This window comes from Stenotrophomonas sp. GQ19 (genome assembly GCF_059758695.1).
Map to the genome: position 1 here is coordinate 56,537 of NZ_JCAXES010000008.1, position 16,169 is coordinate 72,705.

A 16,169-nucleotide genomic window follows, 5' to 3' on the forward strand; every position below is an offset into this window, starting at 1 on the left:
CCACTTCAACTCCTGCACCGGCATCATGGACCGATCCCGTACGCACCTTGCCTGGCCACCGCGCGTGCTGGCCCTGCTTGCGCTGCTGCTGTTCTGCACCTCAGCTGCGCTGGCCCAGACCGCACGCAAGCCATCACCCTACGAGTACCGGCCAGGTAACGAGGGCGCTCCCACGTCGACCGAAGGGCCGGACTATCTGTCGCGCATCGACAACCGCGCGCAGTTCATGCAGCTCGCCCGCGTCTACAACGCCGGTACCGCGCTGGAGATGCCGCACCTGATCTTCGTGATCGACCGGCAGAACGCCGCGCGCATCTACTACATCAACACCCCGCGCATTGCGCTGCACGAGCAGTTCGTGCGCCGCCAGCGGCTGGTGCGCAGCCTGGACAAGGCCACGCTCAACGCCCAGTACCGTGACCCCGAGCGGCGCTTCCTGTTCGGCACGCTCAGCTGGCAGCGCGATCTGCCCGGCTACACCTTCGAGTTCTGGGAGGGCGACAAACTCACCGCGCCCCTGCTGCGGCAGACCGACACGGTGGTGCGCGCCTCCTTCCGCGAGCCGATCCGCTTCAAGACCAACTCCACCCAGCACGAGCAGCTGGCCGCCAGCATGGGGCTGCCCTACGTCAGCCAGGAGGCGCTGCTGCGTGAGCAGCGCTTCCTGCCGTTGAACACCGGCCGCGCCGAGGGTCGGCTGCGCATCGTGCGCTCGGAGGCGCAGCTGCGCACGCTGTCGCCGGGCGACATCCCGGTGCTGGATGAGGTGCCCATCGCGCTGTCACCGGTGGCCGGCCTGGTCACCCAGCGTCCCTCCACCCTGCTGTCGCACGTGAACCTGCTGGCCAAGGGCTGGGGCATTCCCAACCTCTACCTGCGCGATGCCCAGGCGGCCCTGCGCCCGTACGACGGCCAGTGGGTCGCCCTGGAGGTCACCCACAACAACTACCAGGTCACCCGGCTGACGCGCCCGGCACGCACGCCGTCGGCCACGGCGGCGCGCCCCACGGTGCGCAACCTGCCACGCCCGGACCTGAGCGTGGTCGCGCTCAAGCCGCTGGCCGCGCTGCGCGCGCGTGACAGCGGCCATTGCGGGGTGAAGGCGGCCAACCTGGGCACGCTGAAAACCGCGCTGCCACCCGCCGCGCGCGTGCCCGACGGCTTCTGCATCCCGTTCGCCCACTACCAGGCGATGATGCAGCGGCTGCGCATTCCCCAGCGCCTGCAGGAACTTCAACGTCGTCCCGGTTTCAGTACCGACGCGGCCGTCCGCCGGGACGCGTTGGCGGCGCTGCGTGCGGAGATCGCCAACGCCGCGCCTGATCCGGCCTTCGTGCGCAGCCTGGACAGCCAGTGGCGCAGCCAGTTGCAGGGCGGCGCGGTGTTCGTGCGCAGCTCGTCCAACTCCGAGGACCTGCCGGGCTTCAGCGGCGCCGGTTTGTACACCACCGTGCCCAATGTCACCCGCACCGACGACGTAGCCAAGGCCGTGCAGACGGTGTGGGCGTCGGTCTTCAACTTCGAGGCGTACGAGGCCCGTACGGCCGCCGGCCTGCGCCAGGACGCGGTGGCCATGGCGGTACTGGTGCAGCGTGCCGCGCCTTCGGACAGCTCCGGCGTGATGATCACGCGCGATCCGTTCGACGCCGCCCGCCGCCACATCACCTACATTTCGGCCAAGCGCGGCCTGGGTATCCGCGTGGTGGAAGGCAAGCGCCAGGCCGAGCAGGTGATGTACTCCACCTGGTCCAAGGCGGTGCAGGTACTGAGCCGGTCGGCTGAAGATACCCAGCTGGTGGCCGACGCGGCCGGCGGGGTGCGCGAAGTGCCCATCACCGGTTCACGCCAGGTGCTCACCGATGCGCTCATCGCGCGGTTGGCCCGGGTGGGCGCCAGCACCAAGCAGGCGCTGGGCGGCGTGGACCAGGACATCGAGTGGGCCGTGGTGGGGGATGAGGTGCTGATCCTGCAGTCGCGGCCGTACGTGGATGGCAGTGCGCGGTAGCGGATGTGCAGCCGGACGTGCCGGCGCCGACCGGACATCCGAGGCGTTCGGAGCGGCGCTTCACCAAGAATGGTCGCTGCGCAGGGGCGACCTGCGGGATGCGGTAGGAGCACGCCATGGCAAGGACCTGTGAATCTTCCCTGCACCGCAAGCAGCTGCTCGCAAGCGATGTGGCGGCCTGTTACTACTGCTTCGCCGAATTTCCGCCTGGTGCCATTGCGGCGTGGTGCGACGGCGAGCAGCAGGATCAAACCGCGCTGTGTCCACAGTGCGGCGTGGACGCCGTTGTGGGGTTCACCGGCGCCGTGGATGTAGCCTGGCTGCGGCACGCCCATGAGCAGGGCTTTGCATAGACGGCCACCGTGCGCCCACCCGACCGGTCAACCCGTGCCCCTCCCGCAACGGCATGGCCGCAGGCGTATTCTTGCCCCGGCGGCTGCCGTCGCCATCCTTGACTACAGGAGCTGGATCCATGCGCGCGCTGGTACTCGCTTTGATCTTCCCTTGGCTGGCACTCACGGCAAGCCCGTTGGCCGCGCAAGTCACCCCGGCGGCCGAGCCGCAGGCAGAGCTTCCCGATGTACCGTTGCCGGCCGAACTCGATCGTGTGCTGCGCGACTACGAGCGCGCATGGAACGCCGGTAACGCAGCAGGACTTGTCGCGCTGTTTGCCGAGGACGGCGTGATACTGCAAAGCAACCAACCGCCCGTGCGCGGCCGCGCTGCCATCGAGGCGGCCTACGCAGGCCAGGGGCAGGGCGGTTCACTGCGCCTGCGCGCATTCGCCTTCGCGGTGTCCGGCACCGTCGGCTATGTCATCGGCGGATACGGCTTCGGCGGTGGCCGACGCGATGCGGGAAAGTTCACCCTTGCCCTGCAACGCGCGGCGGATGGGCGGTGGATGATCTTTTCGGACATGGACAACACGAACGCCGCGCCTCAGACGCGCAAGCCGATCAACGCGCCCCATCCCGAGGCAGCGCCTGCCGCACGATCCTGAGTGCGTGGTGAGGGTGCTTGATGCGGCCAACATCACGCCGCGGAAAGGATGTTGCAGTGACACACATCGTGGACAGACACGCCTTTCTTTGAACCACCCAGGCGCAACGCGTATTCCCACCCCGCCAGCCCGAGAGCACGGCCATGCACCGCCGAACAGGGGGGCAGGGCGCAGCGTGAGCGCTACGCGCTACGCGCTGCGCACGTGCGCGGCGAGCACTACACCCGCAACGCACGATCAACGGTGCACTGTCGCCTTTACTTCGGTACGCCGGTCCACGATTTGCTCATGATCTTCCACTGCCCATCGGTCTTGAGCAGCACCACGTAGTCCACGCCATCCCATCCGGGGTAGTCCAGGTTCACCCGCACGGCGGCCAGGTTCTGGGCCACATCCACGATCTGGTAGCTGCGTTTGCGCTGGGCCTCGTTGGCGGCCGGCTTGCCATCGAACCCCTCGGCGAACTGTTCCCCGGTGCGGGAGGCCAGTGCCGGTCCGCGGGCTTCCGAGTAGCCGATCATGACGCCATCGCTGCGGAAGACCTGCTTGGCCAGTGTGTTGTCGGCGCTGCGGTAGGCGCGCATGAAGGTCTGCATGACCTGGTCTACGGCCGCACGGTCGCTGCTTTGTGCGGCGGCGGCGGTGGGAAGCAGCAGGAGCAGCGCGCCTGCAAATGCCAGGGGTCGGATCGAAGATGTCATGGGTGTTCCTGTGGTGTGGGTAGGCGAACAGCGCCAGGCGGCGCCCGGCGTTGGGTACTGCGGTGAATCAGTTCGGTGCGGCGCGCTGCGGCAACCGATGCGCAGGCGGGCCCAGCGCGGCCACCACGGCGTGGGCCACGGGCGCGGCAGAGGCGTAGTTCTGCCCGGTCACCAGCCGGCCATCGACCTGGATGTGCGGCGCTTCGCCGTCCACGGCATGGAACACGCCGCCGCGCGCGCGGACGGTCGTGCCGATCAGGAAGGGGAACTGCTTGAAGTAGGCCGCGCCCTGCTGTTCGTGCTCTTCGGGAAACCCGCTGACACGCTTGCCCGCGATCAGGTAGTCGCCGCTGGCCAGCCGCAGGTTCACGATGCCGGCCGTGCCGTGGCACACCGCCGAGACCACGCCGCCATTGCCCTCGTAAACCTGCAGGGCAATGCGTTGCAGCGCCGGGTGTTCGGGGACGCCGTACATGGCGTTGCTGCCCCCCACGTAATACACGGCGCGGTAGCGGGCCGCGTCCACCTGGGCGGGGGTGAAGGTGGTGCGCAGCGGGTCCATGATCCGCGCATCGTGCAGCCGGGCGGCCACGTCCGGGCTGACGTAGCCATCGAGGATCGGCACGGCGCCGCCGTCGGGGGACACCATGTCCACCGCGTAGCCGGCAGCGTTGAACACGTCCCAGGCATGCACCACTTCGCCGAAGCTGATGCTGGCCGGCAGCGTTGAGGTGCCATGCACTTTGCTGCTGGCGATGATGAACAGGATGCGGTCCGGGCTGCCCTCTGCGGGCCGCGCGGGGGCAGCCGTGGCCGCTGCAACAGGTGCGGCGTCGGTGCTGCAGGCACCGCCCAGCCAGACGCTCAGCAGGAGCAGCAGGCAGGCGGCGAAGGTGCGGAACGTGTGCATGGCGCTGGCTCGTGGGAAGGAGCCTGCACCCTATCGGATGTCTTTCAGATCAATATGTTGCGGAACGTTTCAGGAGTGCTGAAATCGATTCTGGGAGTCGCTGCCGGTGGCGCGGAACGCCGCCGGGGTGATCCCCTCCCACTTCTTGAAGGCGCTGTGGAAGGTCGACATCGACTGGAAGCCGGCCTCCTCGGCGACCCGCTCCAAGGGCTTCGGCGGTACCTGCTGCAGCAGGGCCTTTGCCTCGACCACGCGCAGCTGCGCCAGGTACTGCTTGAAGGAGGTCTGGTTGTTGTCGTTGAGCAGCTGCGACAGCCGCGCCTGCGGCATGCCCAGCCGCCGGGCCAGCCGGGGCAGGGTCAGCGCAGGGTCCAGGTGCAGGCGTTCGGTGGCCATCAACGTGGCCAGGGCCTGCAGTTGCGCGTCGGCCTCGGGTTCGGGAATGCGGCGGTCCTGGTAGGGCTCGATCGGCGCCTGGCCCGCGCGCAGGCGCAGCCAGGCCACGATGCTGGCCGCCAGGACGAAGGTGAACGACAACGCGCCTACGATGTAGGACGTGTAGCCGGCGGTGTAATACGCGATCCAGATGACCCAGATCCCCGCCAGCGCGCCCAGCAGCAACGGCGCCGCCGGCGTGCCGCGCAGGCGGTTGCGATGGACGTACAGGTGCCCGCTGGCCAGCAGCAGGTAGCCCAGCCACGCATAGTTGATGGCCGGGGTGATGCCGTGGCGCCACAGGTCCACATGGGTGGAATAGGGCACCACCACGTTCAGTGCGATGGCCATCACCAGCAGCGCGCCCAGGTGCCAGCGGTCTGCGCGGGCGGGGCCGGGGGCGTCGCCCTGGCTGGAGCGGATCAGGAAGAACAGGCACGGCCCGATGAAGAAACACGCCGTCAGGCCGAGCTGCAGCACCACCAAGGGGATGTCCGGCCAGAAATGGAAGGCCACCGATTTCCCGGTTCGCACGCCCACCATCAGGATCAGCAGCGCCAGCCAGCGCTGCGACGGCGCACCGTTGGCCCGCCACCACAGCACCGATGCCGCGACGATGCCGTTGAAGGCACCCAGCATGGCGAAGAAGAACAGGAAGTGTTGGCTGAGCATGGCCGGAGTATTGGGTAAAACGGCCCTTCGTCAAGCTGCCAGAAGTCCCGTGTGCGGCTGTGGCGGCACCGTCAACCGGGTCCTTCTATCCGTTCAGAACAAGCGACATGTCGGGATATCGGGCGCATAGGAAGTCAACGAACGCGCGCACCTTGGGCGCTGCCAGGCGCCTGGATGTGTGCAGTACCCATAGCGCGGGATCGGCGCCCGACACCACGCCCCACTGCACCAGATCGCCACGGGCGAGATGATGCCAGGCAATGGACTCTGGCATGAGAGCGACGCCCGCGCCTGCCAGTGCGGCGTCGCGGATCATGAGGAAAGAGGACAGCCTGAGCCGGGGAATGGGCTCCAGAACCAGGCGCCCGTCGTCCAGGTCCCAACGACCGGATTGGAAGGTCGAGGCGACGATCCCCGGCACCTGCCTCACCGCACCAGGGGCTGGTTGGGCAATACCGGGAGCGGCGACGACAACAAGCCGATCCTTGGCGAAGCAGCGTCCCACCAGGGTGCTGTCGGGGCTCGGATTGACCCGGATGACCACATCGAACTGCTCGTCGACCAGATCGACCATGCGGTCCTCAGCCACGACCTCGAGCAACACTTCCGGGTAGGCCGCGCAGAACGCAGCGCTTATCTGCCCCATGGCCAGTTGAGAGAACAGCACGGGGGAGGCGACGCGCAGGTGCCCGCGTGGCAACGCCATGCCTTCGCGGGTGGCGATCATCGCCTCGGCGACCTCTCCCATGGGCGCCTCGATTCGGCTGGCAAGGAGCTGGCCCGCTTCAGTGAGCATCAGACCCCGCGCGCTGCGCTCGACCAGTCTTACGCCGAGGTGCTCTTCCAGATCGGAAATCCGCCGGGACAACGTCGCTTTCGGTTTGCCGCTTGCCCGGCTGGCCTTGCCGAGGCTTCCACTTGCGGCCACCAGCAGGAAGTCACCCAGATCATTCAGGTCCATGGTGTCTCAAATATGGAACGGCAGGTCTACATATTGTCGTCTTCGTTCTGGCTGTGCAACGGCCTATCGTCGCTCCATCGTGTCCATCCCGGCGTCACGTCCCTGCACATCACGCATCGGACAGCACGGCTCCGGTCTGGCCATCGAGCGCAACCGCACCCCCTCGCGCGCCGACAACGTCGTCGCGGACTTCCCGCACTGATTCCTGTTCCACTCCCTGAAGGAGATTCACATGAGCATTCTTGTCACCGGCGCCACCGGCACCCTCGGCTCTCTCATCACCCACGGCCTCGCCACCGCAGGTGCCGACGTCACCGCTCTGGTCCGCAGCCGCGGGAAAGTGGCGTTCGCCGACGGTGTCACCGAAGTCGTCGGCGATCTGACCGACGTGCCGTCGATCCGCGCTGCATTGGCGTCGGCACGCACGCTGTTCCTGCTCAACGCGGTCACGCCGGACGAAGTGACCCAGGCGCTGATCGCGTTGAACCTTGCCCGCGAAGCCGGCATCGAACGCATCGTCTACCTGTCGGTCATCCATGCCGACAGGTTCACCAATGTGCCGCACTTCACCGGCAAGCACACGGTTGAACGCATGATCGAAAGCGTCGGCATTCCTGCCACCATTCTGCGTCCGGCCTACTTCATGCAGAACGAATTCATGGTCCAGAAGACGATCCAGGACTATGGCGTCTACCCGATGCCGATCGGTGCCGCCGGCGTCGCCATGATCGATGCGCGCGACATCGCGGAGATTGCCGTGGCGGAGCTGCTGCGACGCGATCGCGCTCCGTCTGCGCTGGACACCGTTACGCTCGATCTGGTGGGACCGCAGGCGTTGACAGGCGCTTCGGTAGCGAAGGTGTGGAGCACGGCGTTGGGTCGGGAAGTGATCTATGCGGGCGATGACGTGGCAGCGTTCGAGGCACAGATGGCTGCATTCGGTCCGTCGTGGATGGCCTATGACATGCGCCTGATGATGGCGGGCATCCAGACGTTCGGGATGCAGGCAACCGAAGGCACGGTTGCGCGTCTGGAGGCCATCCTTGGGCATCCGATGCGTACCTATGAGGACTTCGTTCGTGAGCTGACGACGAAGGGTTGATCGCCTCATAGGGTTGGGCAGCCGGGGAGTTACCGGTAACTCCCCGCGGCCGCGTCGAGCGCGTTCAGCAGGTGGGCTTCTTCAAGCGGCTCCGGCGATTGGCCTGCGTCCATTTCCCACGCCTGCAGCGGCGCGTTGCGTTCGGCGAACACGCGGACGATGTCGCGGATCTCACTGTCACGCTGCACATGGTCGTTGCCATACAGTTCGCAGGTGTAGAACGTGCCGCTGGCGCCCAGCGCCAGTTGGCCGCGCACGTGGGCCAGCGAAAGCGCCAACCGGCGGTGCAGGAATGCCGCCAGGTGCAGGTCGGTGGTGGGCAGCAGGGAGGCGAGGGCGATCTTCATGCTGCCAGTATGACCGACCGGGTGGGTCAGCCTGCGCTGCTAAAATCGGCGTCCGATCGACTCACTGCCGATGTCACCGCCCGTGCTCTACCACCTCAGTCTGAAAGGCAATGGCGCGCACATGATCGGATCGTGCGACGAAGTGGACCCGGCCAGTGGCGTTCCCACGTGTGCCACGTGCGGCTACCGCACCGATCCGGACTTCACCAACCCAGGATTCCGGATGCGCAGGCGCCGCCTGGACATCTCCTGCTGCTACGACGGCGCGGTGATTGTCAGCGACCGCTTCCGAACCCTGTATGCATCGTTGGGTGGATCCAACCTGCGCTTCGTGGACCTGCCGAAGGCACCGGGCTTCCATCACCTTACGTGCATCACCCCGGTCGCGCTGGACTATGCCGCCATGGGGACGCAGTGCCTGCGCTTGTGCTCCGGCTGTGGCCGCCACCTGGATGTCGTGGGCTGCGGCACCCTCGTGCTCGCTCCCGGTGCGCTTCTGGCAGGTAATGAGCTGGCCTTTTCCGACCGGTACTTCGGCTCCCACAACGAGGCCATCCCGCAGCTGGTGTGTGGTGAGCTTCTGGCGAAGGCCATTGGGGCCGCGGGACTGGTCGGCATCGATGCGTGCGAACCGGTGGCGATGTCGCAGTAGGGGTAGCAGCGATCTCTGTCGCGCCCCTCGCCGCGAGCGTGGCCGCTTCTGTTCGCAGCACGCGTTGTTATCGCAGCCACGCCATGATGCTGATGCCCGGCGTGCTGGTCACTCACGTACCACGGATTCTCACGGAGACCGATGGAGTGAAGCTGAAGCGATGATGGTCGCTCTTCACGCTGCCTCTACGTCTTCCAATCGCAGCTGAAAGCCGGTCATGGCTCTGGCGAAAAGGCCGCTATAGTCCGGGTTCCCCAGACGAAGGAGGGAGTGCAATGTTCCTCACCAAGCGACAGATCAACACCGCCCGTACGCTCACCGTGGCCATCATCGCCACCGTCGGTCTCAGTGCGTGCGCCACCTATAAAGACGAATTTGCAACGATCAACTCACGCCTCGACCAGCTCGACGTGAAGGTTCAGGGTGCAGCCCAGAGTGCCGAATCGGCCAACCAGTCCGCACAGCAGGCCAACCAGCGTCTGGATCAGATTGAAGGCCGCGTCCAGCAGCTTGAAAAGGCGCCCCGCCGCACGCCGCGCGGTTAATTGGAATCGGGTTCCGGTGGCCGTTGCAGGCCACCGGCGTCCCGTGATCACACCGTCTTAACTGCAAGGAACTGTGCCATCCCTACGTATTCATCTCCTGCATTCCGGTCCGTCTGTGGCGCGCTGGTCATGGCGTTGGCGTTGGCCGGCACCGACGTAGCCCGCGCCGAAGAACCCGTTGCCCAGCCAGCCGCCGCCGTCGATGAGCTGCCGCAAGGCCAGGAAGTCTCCGACACCGTGATCGAGCTTGCCGGCTGGGTGGTCGCAAGCAAGGACAGCCAGGGCTATCCCTTCGCGGTGCTGGACAAGGCCGCCGCCCAGATCCTGATATTCGGCGGCGACGGCCGGCTTCGCGGCGCGGCACCCGCGCTGTTTGGCTCGGCCATCGGCGATCATTCCGCACCGGGCGTTGCCGGTCTTGCGCTTCGCGCGATTCCGGGACGGGACCGGACCACACCGGCCGGTCGCTTCGTGGGTGGCTACGGCCCCTCCATTGATGCCGGCCGCGTGCTGTGGGTGGACTACGAGTCCGCCGTCTCCCTCCATCCCACCCCGCCCGGCACCCCGGCCGAGAAGCGTGCCGAACGCCTGGCATCGGCGTCGCCGGACGACAACCGTGTCACCCATGGCTGCATCAATGTCTCGACCCCGTTCTACGACCAGGTCGTGCGGACCACGTTCGAGCGCGGTGGCGTGTTCTACATCCTGCCCGACAAGGCGAGCATTGCCGAGACCTTCCCGGCGTTCGCGGAGAGCCGCGCGGCTGCGCAGGACGGCGACGGAAAGCGCACGCGTTCCGCCCGCAAGTGAAGGACGCATTGCCGTGTTGCCCTGTGCCCGCTTGACGGTGTATTGAAGGGCGCACGCAGCGCATTCCGCCCTGCCTGGCAGAGGAAGCGCCATGAAGCTTGTTGCGGCACAAATGCGCGCGCTTGCCGGTGATATCGACGGCAACATTCACCGGCACATCGCGGTCATTGAACGGGCCGCGTCCCACGGTGCGGCGCTGGTGGTGTTCCCCGAACTCTCGCTCACTGGCTACGAACCCCGCCTGGCGCAGCGGTTGGCGATGGCCCAGGACGATCCGCGCCTGGCGGTGTTCCAGGCACTCAGTGACCGGCACCAGATGCTGATCGCGGTCGGTGCCCCGTACAGCGGGCATGAGGGCATCGAGATCGGCATGTTCGTGTTCCGCTGCCGGCAAGGGCCGGCGGTGTACGCCAAGCAGATGCTGCATGCCGACGAACGGCCGTACTTCCATCCGGGCGACAGGCCCATGGTCTTCCCGCTGCACGGTGCGGTGATCGCGCCCGCCATCTGCTACGAATCGCTGCAGGCGGTGCACGCGCAGGCCGCGGCAGCGCGTGGGGCAACGGTCTACCTGGCCAGCGTGGCCAAGGCCGCGCGTGGCGTGGAGACAGGCTACCGGCATTACCCTGCCATCGCGCGGCAGCATGGGATGACCGTGATGATGGCCAACGGGGTGGGCGCGGCCGATGATTTCGTCATGGCGGGTCGCTCCGCCGTCTGGCGCAATGACGGCCAATGCGTGTGCAGTGCCGATGCGGAGGGCGAGGCGCTGGTGGTGTATGACCTGGCCACGCAGGTGGGCGAGGTACTGCCGATGGACGACGCTGCGGCCCCGGAACCGTCGCCCTGACGCGCGCGATCCCGGGGAGGTGCTGCTCGATTCTCAGCGTCTCACGCCATCAGCCGCGCGCGGCGAACGTGCCATGGAAGCCCAGCGGTACCGCATACGGCAGCCATGCCTGTACCAGCGGACCTGCATCGATGCGCTGCGCATCCAGCACCGCGATACCGCTGCGTTGGGTGGCCGCATCCAGCAGCGTACCCACCAGCCAGCCGTCGTCGGCGCTGCGGCTGCCCGGGCGCGGGACGAACACGTGTTCCTCGGCGAGGATATCGCGACCGTACCGGTGCACCTCGCGCCGACCCCGGTCCACGTCGTAGCTGGCCACCGCGTTGAAATAGGGCGCCGTTGTTTCGCCCTGCATGGCCGGTGCGTACAGGCGTGCACCGCGGCCGCCGGCGCTGCGGCGGTCGAACAGCGGGAATTCGATGCCCTGGATACCGGTCTCTTCCCAGTGCGCCTTCCCGGTACGCAGGTCCAGGTGCAGTTCACGCAGCGAGGCATTGGAATGGGTCGCGTGCGCGGCATCGCCGGCCATCGCGGCATGCATCGGTGAGCGCGCTTCGTTGATGTCGTCGTGGCGCACGGTGCGCATGACGATGCGACCGTTGCGCTGGTAGGCGTCGCCGAAGTGGTAGGCCGCGGTGAAGTCCGCTTCGAACCACTGCGCGGTATCCGGCGCCGCCTTGGGTACCACGGCAATGCGGCAGGGGCGGTCCGGGGCGAACTGCAGGCGCTCGAAGAAGGCCGCACCGGATGGCTTGACGTCGAACGGCATCAGCATGAAGACCAGATGGTCGTCGGTCATGGCGAAAGCATGCAGGTAGCCCATGAACGGGGTGTCCAGCACGGTGGCCGAGCGCAGCTGCCCGTCTGCGCCGATCTTCCAGACCAGCAGGCCGGTGCCGCCCAGCAGCGACAGCGAGCCGAAGTTCCACACGGTGCCATCGTGGTCCACCAGCGGGTGCGCGGAGAACGGCACGGTGGCCAGGTCCGGGCGCCAGGTGGTGGGCCCCATCGTGGTCAGTTCATCGGGGTCCAGTTCGAACGCCGAGCCGGCTTCGCACAGGGCGAAGAGGCGGCCATGGATACTGATCACCGAGGTGTTGGCGGCGTTGGCATCGTCGTTGTTGCGTACCACCTGCATGTCTGGCACGGCGGTGCCGGCGGCCGGGTACAGGAAGCGGCCGGCCTTCTGCTCGCGGGTGAACTTGGGCGTGGCCACCATCCGCGCACGATGGGTCAGCGTGCCATCGCCGTTGAAGTGCCAGCCGTGCACCATGCCGTCGCCGTCGAACCAGTGGTCGTAGCGGAAGCCGTTGCGTTCGGTCCAGGCCGGGCCGTTGCGGTACAGCGTACCGGCCAGCCCTTGTGGCAGGCGGCCCTGCAGCTGCACCGTCGCCGGCCCCAGGCTTTCAGTGGTGACGCTGCGCCAGCCGGTCAGCCACGGGTGCTGCTGGCGGGCGGCGGCGAACGTGGCGGCATCGCCGGCCATGGCCGGCAGGCTGCGCAGGGCAGTGGCGCCGATCACGGCGGTGGTGGTGGCCGACAGCAGCGAGCGGAGGAAACGGCGGCGGTCCATGCGGGAATCTCGTAAGAGGGGCGGAAGAGGGCGTGCGGTCAGCGCAGTGCGATGTCGATGGCCGCGCCCTCGGCCGGCACCTGTACCCGCGCTTCGTCGAAGGTGGGCTTGCGCTGCACGCGCGGGTTGTTGCTGAAGCCGTAGCCTTCCACCGGAATGCCCACCAGGTTGGTGTCCAGCGTGCCGTTGTCGTTCTCGTCATGGGTAACCAGCACCGCGTAGTCGCCGGCGGGCAGGTTCTTGAACACCACGTGCGCTGCATCGGCGGTGGCCGGCAGGCTCTGCGCCTGCACCGGGGCCGCCTTGCCGTCCCAGCCGGCGGCGCTGTCCACCACCGCCAGGCGCACGGTACCGGTGTGGGCGCGGATGCCGTGCAGGTCCACCTGCAGGTCGCCGGCAGCGGCGGTGGAGGCCAGCAGCAGGCCGGCGAACGGAAGGCAGAACAGGGCGTTGCGGATCATGGCGGTGGCTCGGTTGGGTGTGGGGCCAGTCTGCCCAGCGCGCCGCCGGGGCCCCATGCCCAGTGGTCATCGATCCGCAGTGCCGGAAGTCACTTTCTGCGTCGCGCCCATTGCCGGTTGGCATCCTGCGCGGGCAGCATGCGCACATGCCTTCTTTCCTGCGCACTCTCATCAGCCCCCTCAGCCTGGCCGGCCTGCTCACCATCCTGGGCGTGGGGCTGTCGCTGGGGCTGCCGTCCGACGCCGATGGCGCGCTGCGCTGGAGCGTGCTCGGGGTCTTCATCGCGCTGTTCCTGGCCTACGACCACCTGCCGCCGCGGTCGCCGCTGCGCCTGGCCAGCGACGTGCTTCAGGCGCTGCTGGCGTTGTGGCTGTGCTGGCTGGAGCCCCGCGTGGGCACGGTGCCGGTGCTGCTGGTGGTGCTGGTGGCCCACCTGGCCGAGCACTGGTCGCCGCGCGCGGTGCTGGCCACCACGGTGGTGCTCAACGTTGCCCTGTACCTGGTGCTGCGCCACAGCGGCTTCAGCCAGCCGCTGCTGATCGTGGCGATCTACGCCGGCTTCCAGGCGTTTGCCGCGCTTACCGCGCACTACGCACGCAGCGCCGAGCAGGCACGCGACGCGCTGGCCCGGGTCAATGCGGACCTGCTGGCCACGCGCACGCTGCTGGCCGACGGCGCACGCGATGCCGAGCGCCTGCGCCTGGCGCGCGAGCTGCACGACGTGGCCGGGCACAAACTCACCGCGATGCGCCTGAACCTGCGTGCGTTGTCTACCGATCCTGCGCTGGCCGGCCGTGAGCAGGTGCTGCTGGCCGAGCGCCTGTCCGCTGAGTTGCTCGGCGATATCCGCCAGGTGGTGCAGTCCATGCGCGATGACCGCGGGCTCGACCTGGCCACCGCGCTGCAGGCGCTGGCGGCGCCGTTCCCCCGGCCCGGGCTGCGCGTGCGCATCGGCGCGCAGGTTCGCATCGGCAATCCGCTGGTGGCCGATGCGGTACTGCGGCTGGCCCAGGAAGCACTCACCAACGCGGCCCGGCATGGCGATGCCAACACCGTATGGCTGGACATCGACACGGACGCCCACGGCGTGCGCATCGACATCCGCGACGACGGCCAGCGCAGCGAGCGCATCCGCGAAGGCAACGGCATCACCGGCATGCGCGAACGCCTGGCCGAGCTGCAGGGGCAGCTGGAACTGGCGCGTACCGATGCCGGCGGCATGCACCTCATCGCGCGGTTGCCGGCATGAGCGCGGCACCGGTGCGGGTCGCATTGGCCGACGACCAGGCCTTGGTGCGGGCCGGCCTGCGTGCCCTGTTGCAGGGGTTGGGGGTGCAGGTGGTGCTGGAGGCCGACGACGGCCAGGCATTGCTGGATGGCCTGGCCCACCAACCGGTGGACGTGGTGCTCAGTGATATCCGCATGCCGGGCCTGGACGGCATCCAGGCGCTGCAGCAGGTGCGTGCACGCGGCGACGCCACGCCTTGGCTGCTGCTGACCACCTTCGATGAGAGCGACCTGTTACTGCGTGCCAGCGAAGCGGGTGCGCAGGGCTTCATGCTCAAGGATGCCGCCCCGGAAGACCTGCATGAGGCGATCTGTCGCGTTGCCGCCGGCCACACCCTGCTGTTGCCGGTGAGCACCGACCCGGTGCGTGCGCGCTACCGCTTCCACGATGAAGCGCCGCCCAGCGATACCTTCAACGAGAAGGAAGTGGCGATCCTGCGGTTGCTGGCCGGCGGCTATTCCAACCGCGAAATCGCGCGCAGCCTGTTTCTGGCCGAAGGCACGGTGAAGAACTATGTCTCCACCATCCTGGACAAGCTGGGCACGCGCGACCGGACCCGCGCGGTGTTGAAGGCGATCACCCTGCGGGTGATCTGAGCCGCGTGCCCGGTACTCAGCCGCGCCGGCCCACGCGCGCCACCGCGACCGCTGCGACCGACGCCAGCAGCAACAGCAGTGCACTCACGCCGAACGTGGCCCGGTAGCCGGCACCGTCGTACAGCAGGCCACCCACGGTGGAGCCCAGCGCGATGCACAGCTGCACCACCGCCACCATCAGGCCACCGCCGGCCTCGGCGTCGCGCGGCAGTGTGGCGGCCAGCCATGACCACCACCCCACCGGCGCCGCGGTGGCAACCAGCCCCCACGCCGCCAGCAGCACGGCGGTCACCGTCAGCGAATGGCCGAACACGGTCAGGCCCAGCGCGATCACCGCCATCAAGATCGGGAACAGGATCAGTACCGGGTACGGGCTGCCCTGGAGCAGGCGTCCCACCAGCAGCGTGCCGACCAGGCCGGCTACACCGATGGCCAGCAGGATGCTGGACAGCGCGGGCAGGGCGACGCCGGTGGTGCCTTCCAGGAAGGGCCGCACATAGGTGAACAGCGTGAACTGCCCCATGAAGAACAGACCCGCAGCGAGCATGCCCAGCGCGGGCAATGGGCGGGTGAGCAGCCGCAGCGCGCCGGGGCGTGCCGTGGCCTGCGGGGCCGGCCGCATCGACGGCAGCGCAATCCACTGCCATGCCAGCGCGATCACCGCCACCGGCACGATGCAGAAGAAGGCACCGCGCCAGCCGATGATGCCGCCCAGGTAGCTGCCCAGCGGCGCGGCCACCACCGTGGCCAGTGCGTTGCCGCCGTTGAACAGCGCCAACGCCTTGGGCACCTGGTCCGTCGGCACCAGGCGGATGGCCACGGCCGCCGACATCGACCAGAACGCACCGATGACCACGCCGATCAGCGCCCGCCCGAGCATGTACATGGCGTAGTTGGCGGCCGTGGCCACCACCACGCCGGACACGCACATCAGCACCGTGAGCAGAAGCAGCAGCGCCTTGCGGTCCATGCGGCCGGCCACGCGCGCGGTGAGCAGGCTGGTGACCACCGCGAAGGCGCCGGAAATGGCGATGCCGTAGCCCACCCAGCCTTCGCTCACCCCAAGCGTGGCGGCGATCGGCGAGAGCAGGCTGACCGGCATGAATTCCGAGGCGATCAGGGCGAACACGCACAGGCTCATGGCCAGCACGCCGCCCCAGTCGGCCGGATGAGGCACAGCGTCGTGGGCGGCGGTGGCAGGCAGGGGAGGGGAGGCAGGCGTGGACATGATGACTCGGTAGGGGCGAAAACAGGGCGCCG

Annotated in this window: 18 protein-coding genes; 10 read left to right on the forward strand and 8 right to left on the reverse strand. The window is 68.0% G+C overall.

Annotated elements, in window-relative coordinates; all coding sequences use genetic code 11:
- The first annotated feature begins 25 nt into the window (after positions 1-25).
- The 3 genes from AC6CHL_RS14925 (at position 26) to AC6CHL_RS14935 (ending at position 3,005) form a co-directional block, all read left to right on the forward strand.
- Positions 26-2,005 carry a PEP/pyruvate-binding domain-containing protein gene (locus tag AC6CHL_RS14925; protein WP_498295087.1) on the forward strand — a complete coding sequence of 660 codons (1,980 nt, stop codon included), beginning with the start codon at positions 26-28 and terminating at the stop codon, positions 2,003-2,005.
- Between the two features lie 116 nt (positions 2,006-2,121).
- Complete coding sequence (locus AC6CHL_RS14930; protein ID WP_498295088.1) at positions 2,122-2,358, forward strand: hypothetical protein; 237 nt, start codon at positions 2,122-2,124, stop codon at positions 2,356-2,358.
- A gap of 119 nt (positions 2,359-2,477) precedes the next feature.
- The gene (locus AC6CHL_RS14935; RefSeq protein ID WP_498295090.1) at positions 2,478-3,005 is read left to right on the forward strand and encodes a YybH family protein; all 528 of its coding nucleotides are present in this window, start codon (positions 2,478-2,480) and stop codon (positions 3,003-3,005) included.
- 257 nt (positions 3,006-3,262) lie between these two features.
- On the opposite strand, the gene AC6CHL_RS14940 is transcribed toward AC6CHL_RS14935, so the two are convergent.
- The 4 genes from AC6CHL_RS14940 to AC6CHL_RS14955 form a co-directional block, all read right to left on the reverse strand.
- Positions 3,263-3,706 (reverse strand): nuclear transport factor 2 family protein, encoded by a 444-nt coding sequence (locus AC6CHL_RS14940; RefSeq protein ID WP_498295092.1) that lies wholly within the window; start codon positions 3,704-3,706, stop codon positions 3,263-3,265.
- Positions 3,707-3,773: 67 nt separating this feature from the next.
- Positions 3,774-4,616, reverse strand: coding sequence for a type 1 glutamine amidotransferase domain-containing protein (locus AC6CHL_RS14945; RefSeq protein WP_498295093.1), 843 nt, complete (start codon positions 4,614-4,616; stop codon positions 3,774-3,776).
- 69 nt (positions 4,617-4,685) lie between these two features.
- On the reverse strand, positions 4,686-5,723 hold the full coding sequence (locus AC6CHL_RS14950) for an AraC family transcriptional regulator (RefSeq protein WP_498295095.1): 1,038 nt from the start codon (positions 5,721-5,723) through the stop codon (positions 4,686-4,688).
- A gap of 85 nt (positions 5,724-5,808) precedes the next feature.
- On the reverse strand, positions 5,809-6,684 hold the full coding sequence (locus AC6CHL_RS14955) for a LysR family transcriptional regulator (protein WP_498295097.1): 876 nt from the start codon (positions 6,682-6,684) through the stop codon (positions 5,809-5,811).
- Between the two features lie 232 nt (positions 6,685-6,916).
- Between AC6CHL_RS14955 and AC6CHL_RS14960 the strand changes: the two genes are divergently transcribed.
- Entirely contained in the window at positions 6,917-7,786 is an 870-nt protein-coding gene (locus AC6CHL_RS14960; RefSeq protein ID WP_498295099.1) for an SDR family oxidoreductase, read from the forward strand.
- A gap of 29 nt (positions 7,787-7,815) precedes the next feature.
- Here AC6CHL_RS14960 and AC6CHL_RS14965 read toward each other — a convergent pair whose 3' ends face one another.
- A complete protein-coding gene (locus AC6CHL_RS14965) occupies positions 7,816-8,133 on the reverse strand; it encodes a hypothetical protein (RefSeq protein ID WP_448134572.1) in 318 nt (105 codons plus the stop codon).
- Positions 8,134-8,203: 70 nt separating this feature from the next.
- Here AC6CHL_RS14965 and AC6CHL_RS14970 point away from each other — a divergent pair, with 70 nt between their 5' ends.
- From AC6CHL_RS14970 to AC6CHL_RS14985, 4 genes are all read left to right on the forward strand, one after another.
- Entirely contained in the window at positions 8,204-8,785 is a 582-nt protein-coding gene (locus tag AC6CHL_RS14970; protein WP_498295101.1) for a hypothetical protein, read from the forward strand.
- Positions 8,786-9,060: 275 nt separating this feature from the next.
- Positions 9,061-9,330 carry a membrane protein gene (locus AC6CHL_RS14975; protein WP_038685884.1) on the forward strand — a complete coding sequence of 90 codons (270 nt, stop codon included), beginning with the start codon at positions 9,061-9,063 and terminating at the stop codon, positions 9,328-9,330.
- A 129-nt stretch (positions 9,331-9,459) separates the two neighbouring features.
- Positions 9,460-10,140: a hypothetical protein gene (locus AC6CHL_RS14980; RefSeq protein WP_498295102.1), complete on the forward strand. Its 681-nt coding sequence runs from the start codon at positions 9,460-9,462 to the stop codon at positions 10,138-10,140.
- A 91-nt stretch (positions 10,141-10,231) separates the two neighbouring features.
- On the forward strand, positions 10,232-10,990 hold the full coding sequence (locus tag AC6CHL_RS14985) for a carbon-nitrogen hydrolase family protein (RefSeq protein ID WP_137190548.1): 759 nt from the start codon (positions 10,232-10,234) through the stop codon (positions 10,988-10,990).
- Between the two features lie 49 nt (positions 10,991-11,039).
- Here AC6CHL_RS14985 and AC6CHL_RS14990 read toward each other — a convergent pair whose 3' ends face one another.
- Both AC6CHL_RS14990 and AC6CHL_RS14995 read right to left on the reverse strand, forming a co-directional pair.
- Positions 11,040-12,563, reverse strand: a complete 1,524-nt coding sequence (locus tag AC6CHL_RS14990; RefSeq protein ID WP_498295104.1) for a carotenoid oxygenase family protein — start codon at positions 12,561-12,563, stop codon at positions 11,040-11,042.
- 38 nt (positions 12,564-12,601) lie between these two features.
- The gene (locus AC6CHL_RS14995; protein ID WP_498295106.1) at positions 12,602-13,024 is read right to left on the reverse strand and encodes a DUF2141 domain-containing protein; all 423 of its coding nucleotides are present in this window, start codon (positions 13,022-13,024) and stop codon (positions 12,602-12,604) included.
- Between the two features lie 146 nt (positions 13,025-13,170).
- On the opposite strand from AC6CHL_RS14995, the gene AC6CHL_RS15000 reads away from it, so the two are divergent.
- A complete protein-coding gene (locus tag AC6CHL_RS15000) occupies positions 13,171-14,274 on the forward strand; it encodes a sensor histidine kinase (RefSeq protein ID WP_448134563.1) in 1,104 nt (367 codons plus the stop codon).
- Complete coding sequence (locus AC6CHL_RS15005; RefSeq protein ID WP_137190544.1) at positions 14,271-14,909, forward strand: response regulator transcription factor; 639 nt, start codon at positions 14,271-14,273, stop codon at positions 14,907-14,909. The genes AC6CHL_RS15000 and AC6CHL_RS15005 overlap by 4 nt, the downstream gene beginning before the upstream one ends.
- A gap of 16 nt (positions 14,910-14,925) precedes the next feature.
- Here AC6CHL_RS15005 and AC6CHL_RS15010 read toward each other — a convergent pair whose 3' ends face one another.
- Positions 14,926-16,137 carry an MFS transporter gene (locus AC6CHL_RS15010; RefSeq protein WP_498295108.1) on the reverse strand — a complete coding sequence of 404 codons (1,212 nt, stop codon included), beginning with the start codon at positions 16,135-16,137 and terminating at the stop codon, positions 14,926-14,928.
- Between the last annotated feature and the right edge of the window lie 32 nt (positions 16,138-16,169).

Bases quoted from the DNA above. Each gene is read 5' to 3' on its own strand.
- AC6CHL_RS14925 (WP_498295087.1), top strand. From the start codon at position 26: ATGGACCGATCCCGTACGCACCTTGCCTGGCCACCGCGCGTGCTGGCC.
- AC6CHL_RS14930 (WP_498295088.1), top strand. From the start codon at position 2,122: ATGGCAAGGACCTGTGAATCTTCCCTGCACCGCAAGCAGCTGCTCGCA.
- AC6CHL_RS14935 (WP_498295090.1), top strand. From the start codon at position 2,478: ATGCGCGCGCTGGTACTCGCTTTGATCTTCCCTTGGCTGGCACTCACG.
- AC6CHL_RS14940 (WP_498295092.1), bottom strand. From the start codon at position 3,706: ATGACATCTTCGATCCGACCCCTGGCATTTGCAGGCGCGCTGCTCCTG.
- AC6CHL_RS14945 (WP_498295093.1), bottom strand. From the start codon at position 4,616: ATGCACACGTTCCGCACCTTCGCCGCCTGCCTGCTGCTCCTGCTGAGC.
- AC6CHL_RS14950 (WP_498295095.1), bottom strand. From the start codon at position 5,723: ATGCTCAGCCAACACTTCCTGTTCTTCTTCGCCATGCTGGGTGCCTTC.
- AC6CHL_RS14955 (WP_498295097.1), bottom strand. From the start codon at position 6,684: ATGGACCTGAATGATCTGGGTGACTTCCTGCTGGTGGCCGCAAGTGGA.
- AC6CHL_RS14960 (WP_498295099.1), top strand. From the start codon at position 6,917: ATGAGCATTCTTGTCACCGGCGCCACCGGCACCCTCGGCTCTCTCATC.
- AC6CHL_RS14965 (WP_448134572.1), bottom strand. From the start codon at position 8,133: ATGAAGATCGCCCTCGCCTCCCTGCTGCCCACCACCGACCTGCACCTG.
- AC6CHL_RS14970 (WP_498295101.1), top strand. From the start codon at position 8,204: ATGTCACCGCCCGTGCTCTACCACCTCAGTCTGAAAGGCAATGGCGCG.
- AC6CHL_RS14975 (WP_038685884.1), top strand. From the start codon at position 9,061: ATGTTCCTCACCAAGCGACAGATCAACACCGCCCGTACGCTCACCGTG.
- AC6CHL_RS14980 (WP_498295102.1), top strand. From the start codon at position 9,460: ATGGCGTTGGCGTTGGCCGGCACCGACGTAGCCCGCGCCGAAGAACCC.
- AC6CHL_RS14985 (WP_137190548.1), top strand. From the start codon at position 10,232: ATGAAGCTTGTTGCGGCACAAATGCGCGCGCTTGCCGGTGATATCGAC.
- AC6CHL_RS14990 (WP_498295104.1), bottom strand. From the start codon at position 12,563: ATGGACCGCCGCCGTTTCCTCCGCTCGCTGCTGTCGGCCACCACCACC.
- AC6CHL_RS14995 (WP_498295106.1), bottom strand. From the start codon at position 13,024: ATGATCCGCAACGCCCTGTTCTGCCTTCCGTTCGCCGGCCTGCTGCTG.
- AC6CHL_RS15000 (WP_448134563.1), top strand. From the start codon at position 13,171: ATGCCTTCTTTCCTGCGCACTCTCATCAGCCCCCTCAGCCTGGCCGGC.
- AC6CHL_RS15005 (WP_137190544.1), top strand. From the start codon at position 14,271: ATGAGCGCGGCACCGGTGCGGGTCGCATTGGCCGACGACCAGGCCTTG.
- AC6CHL_RS15010 (WP_498295108.1), bottom strand. From the start codon at position 16,137: ATGTCCACGCCTGCCTCCCCTCCCCTGCCTGCCACCGCCGCCCACGAC.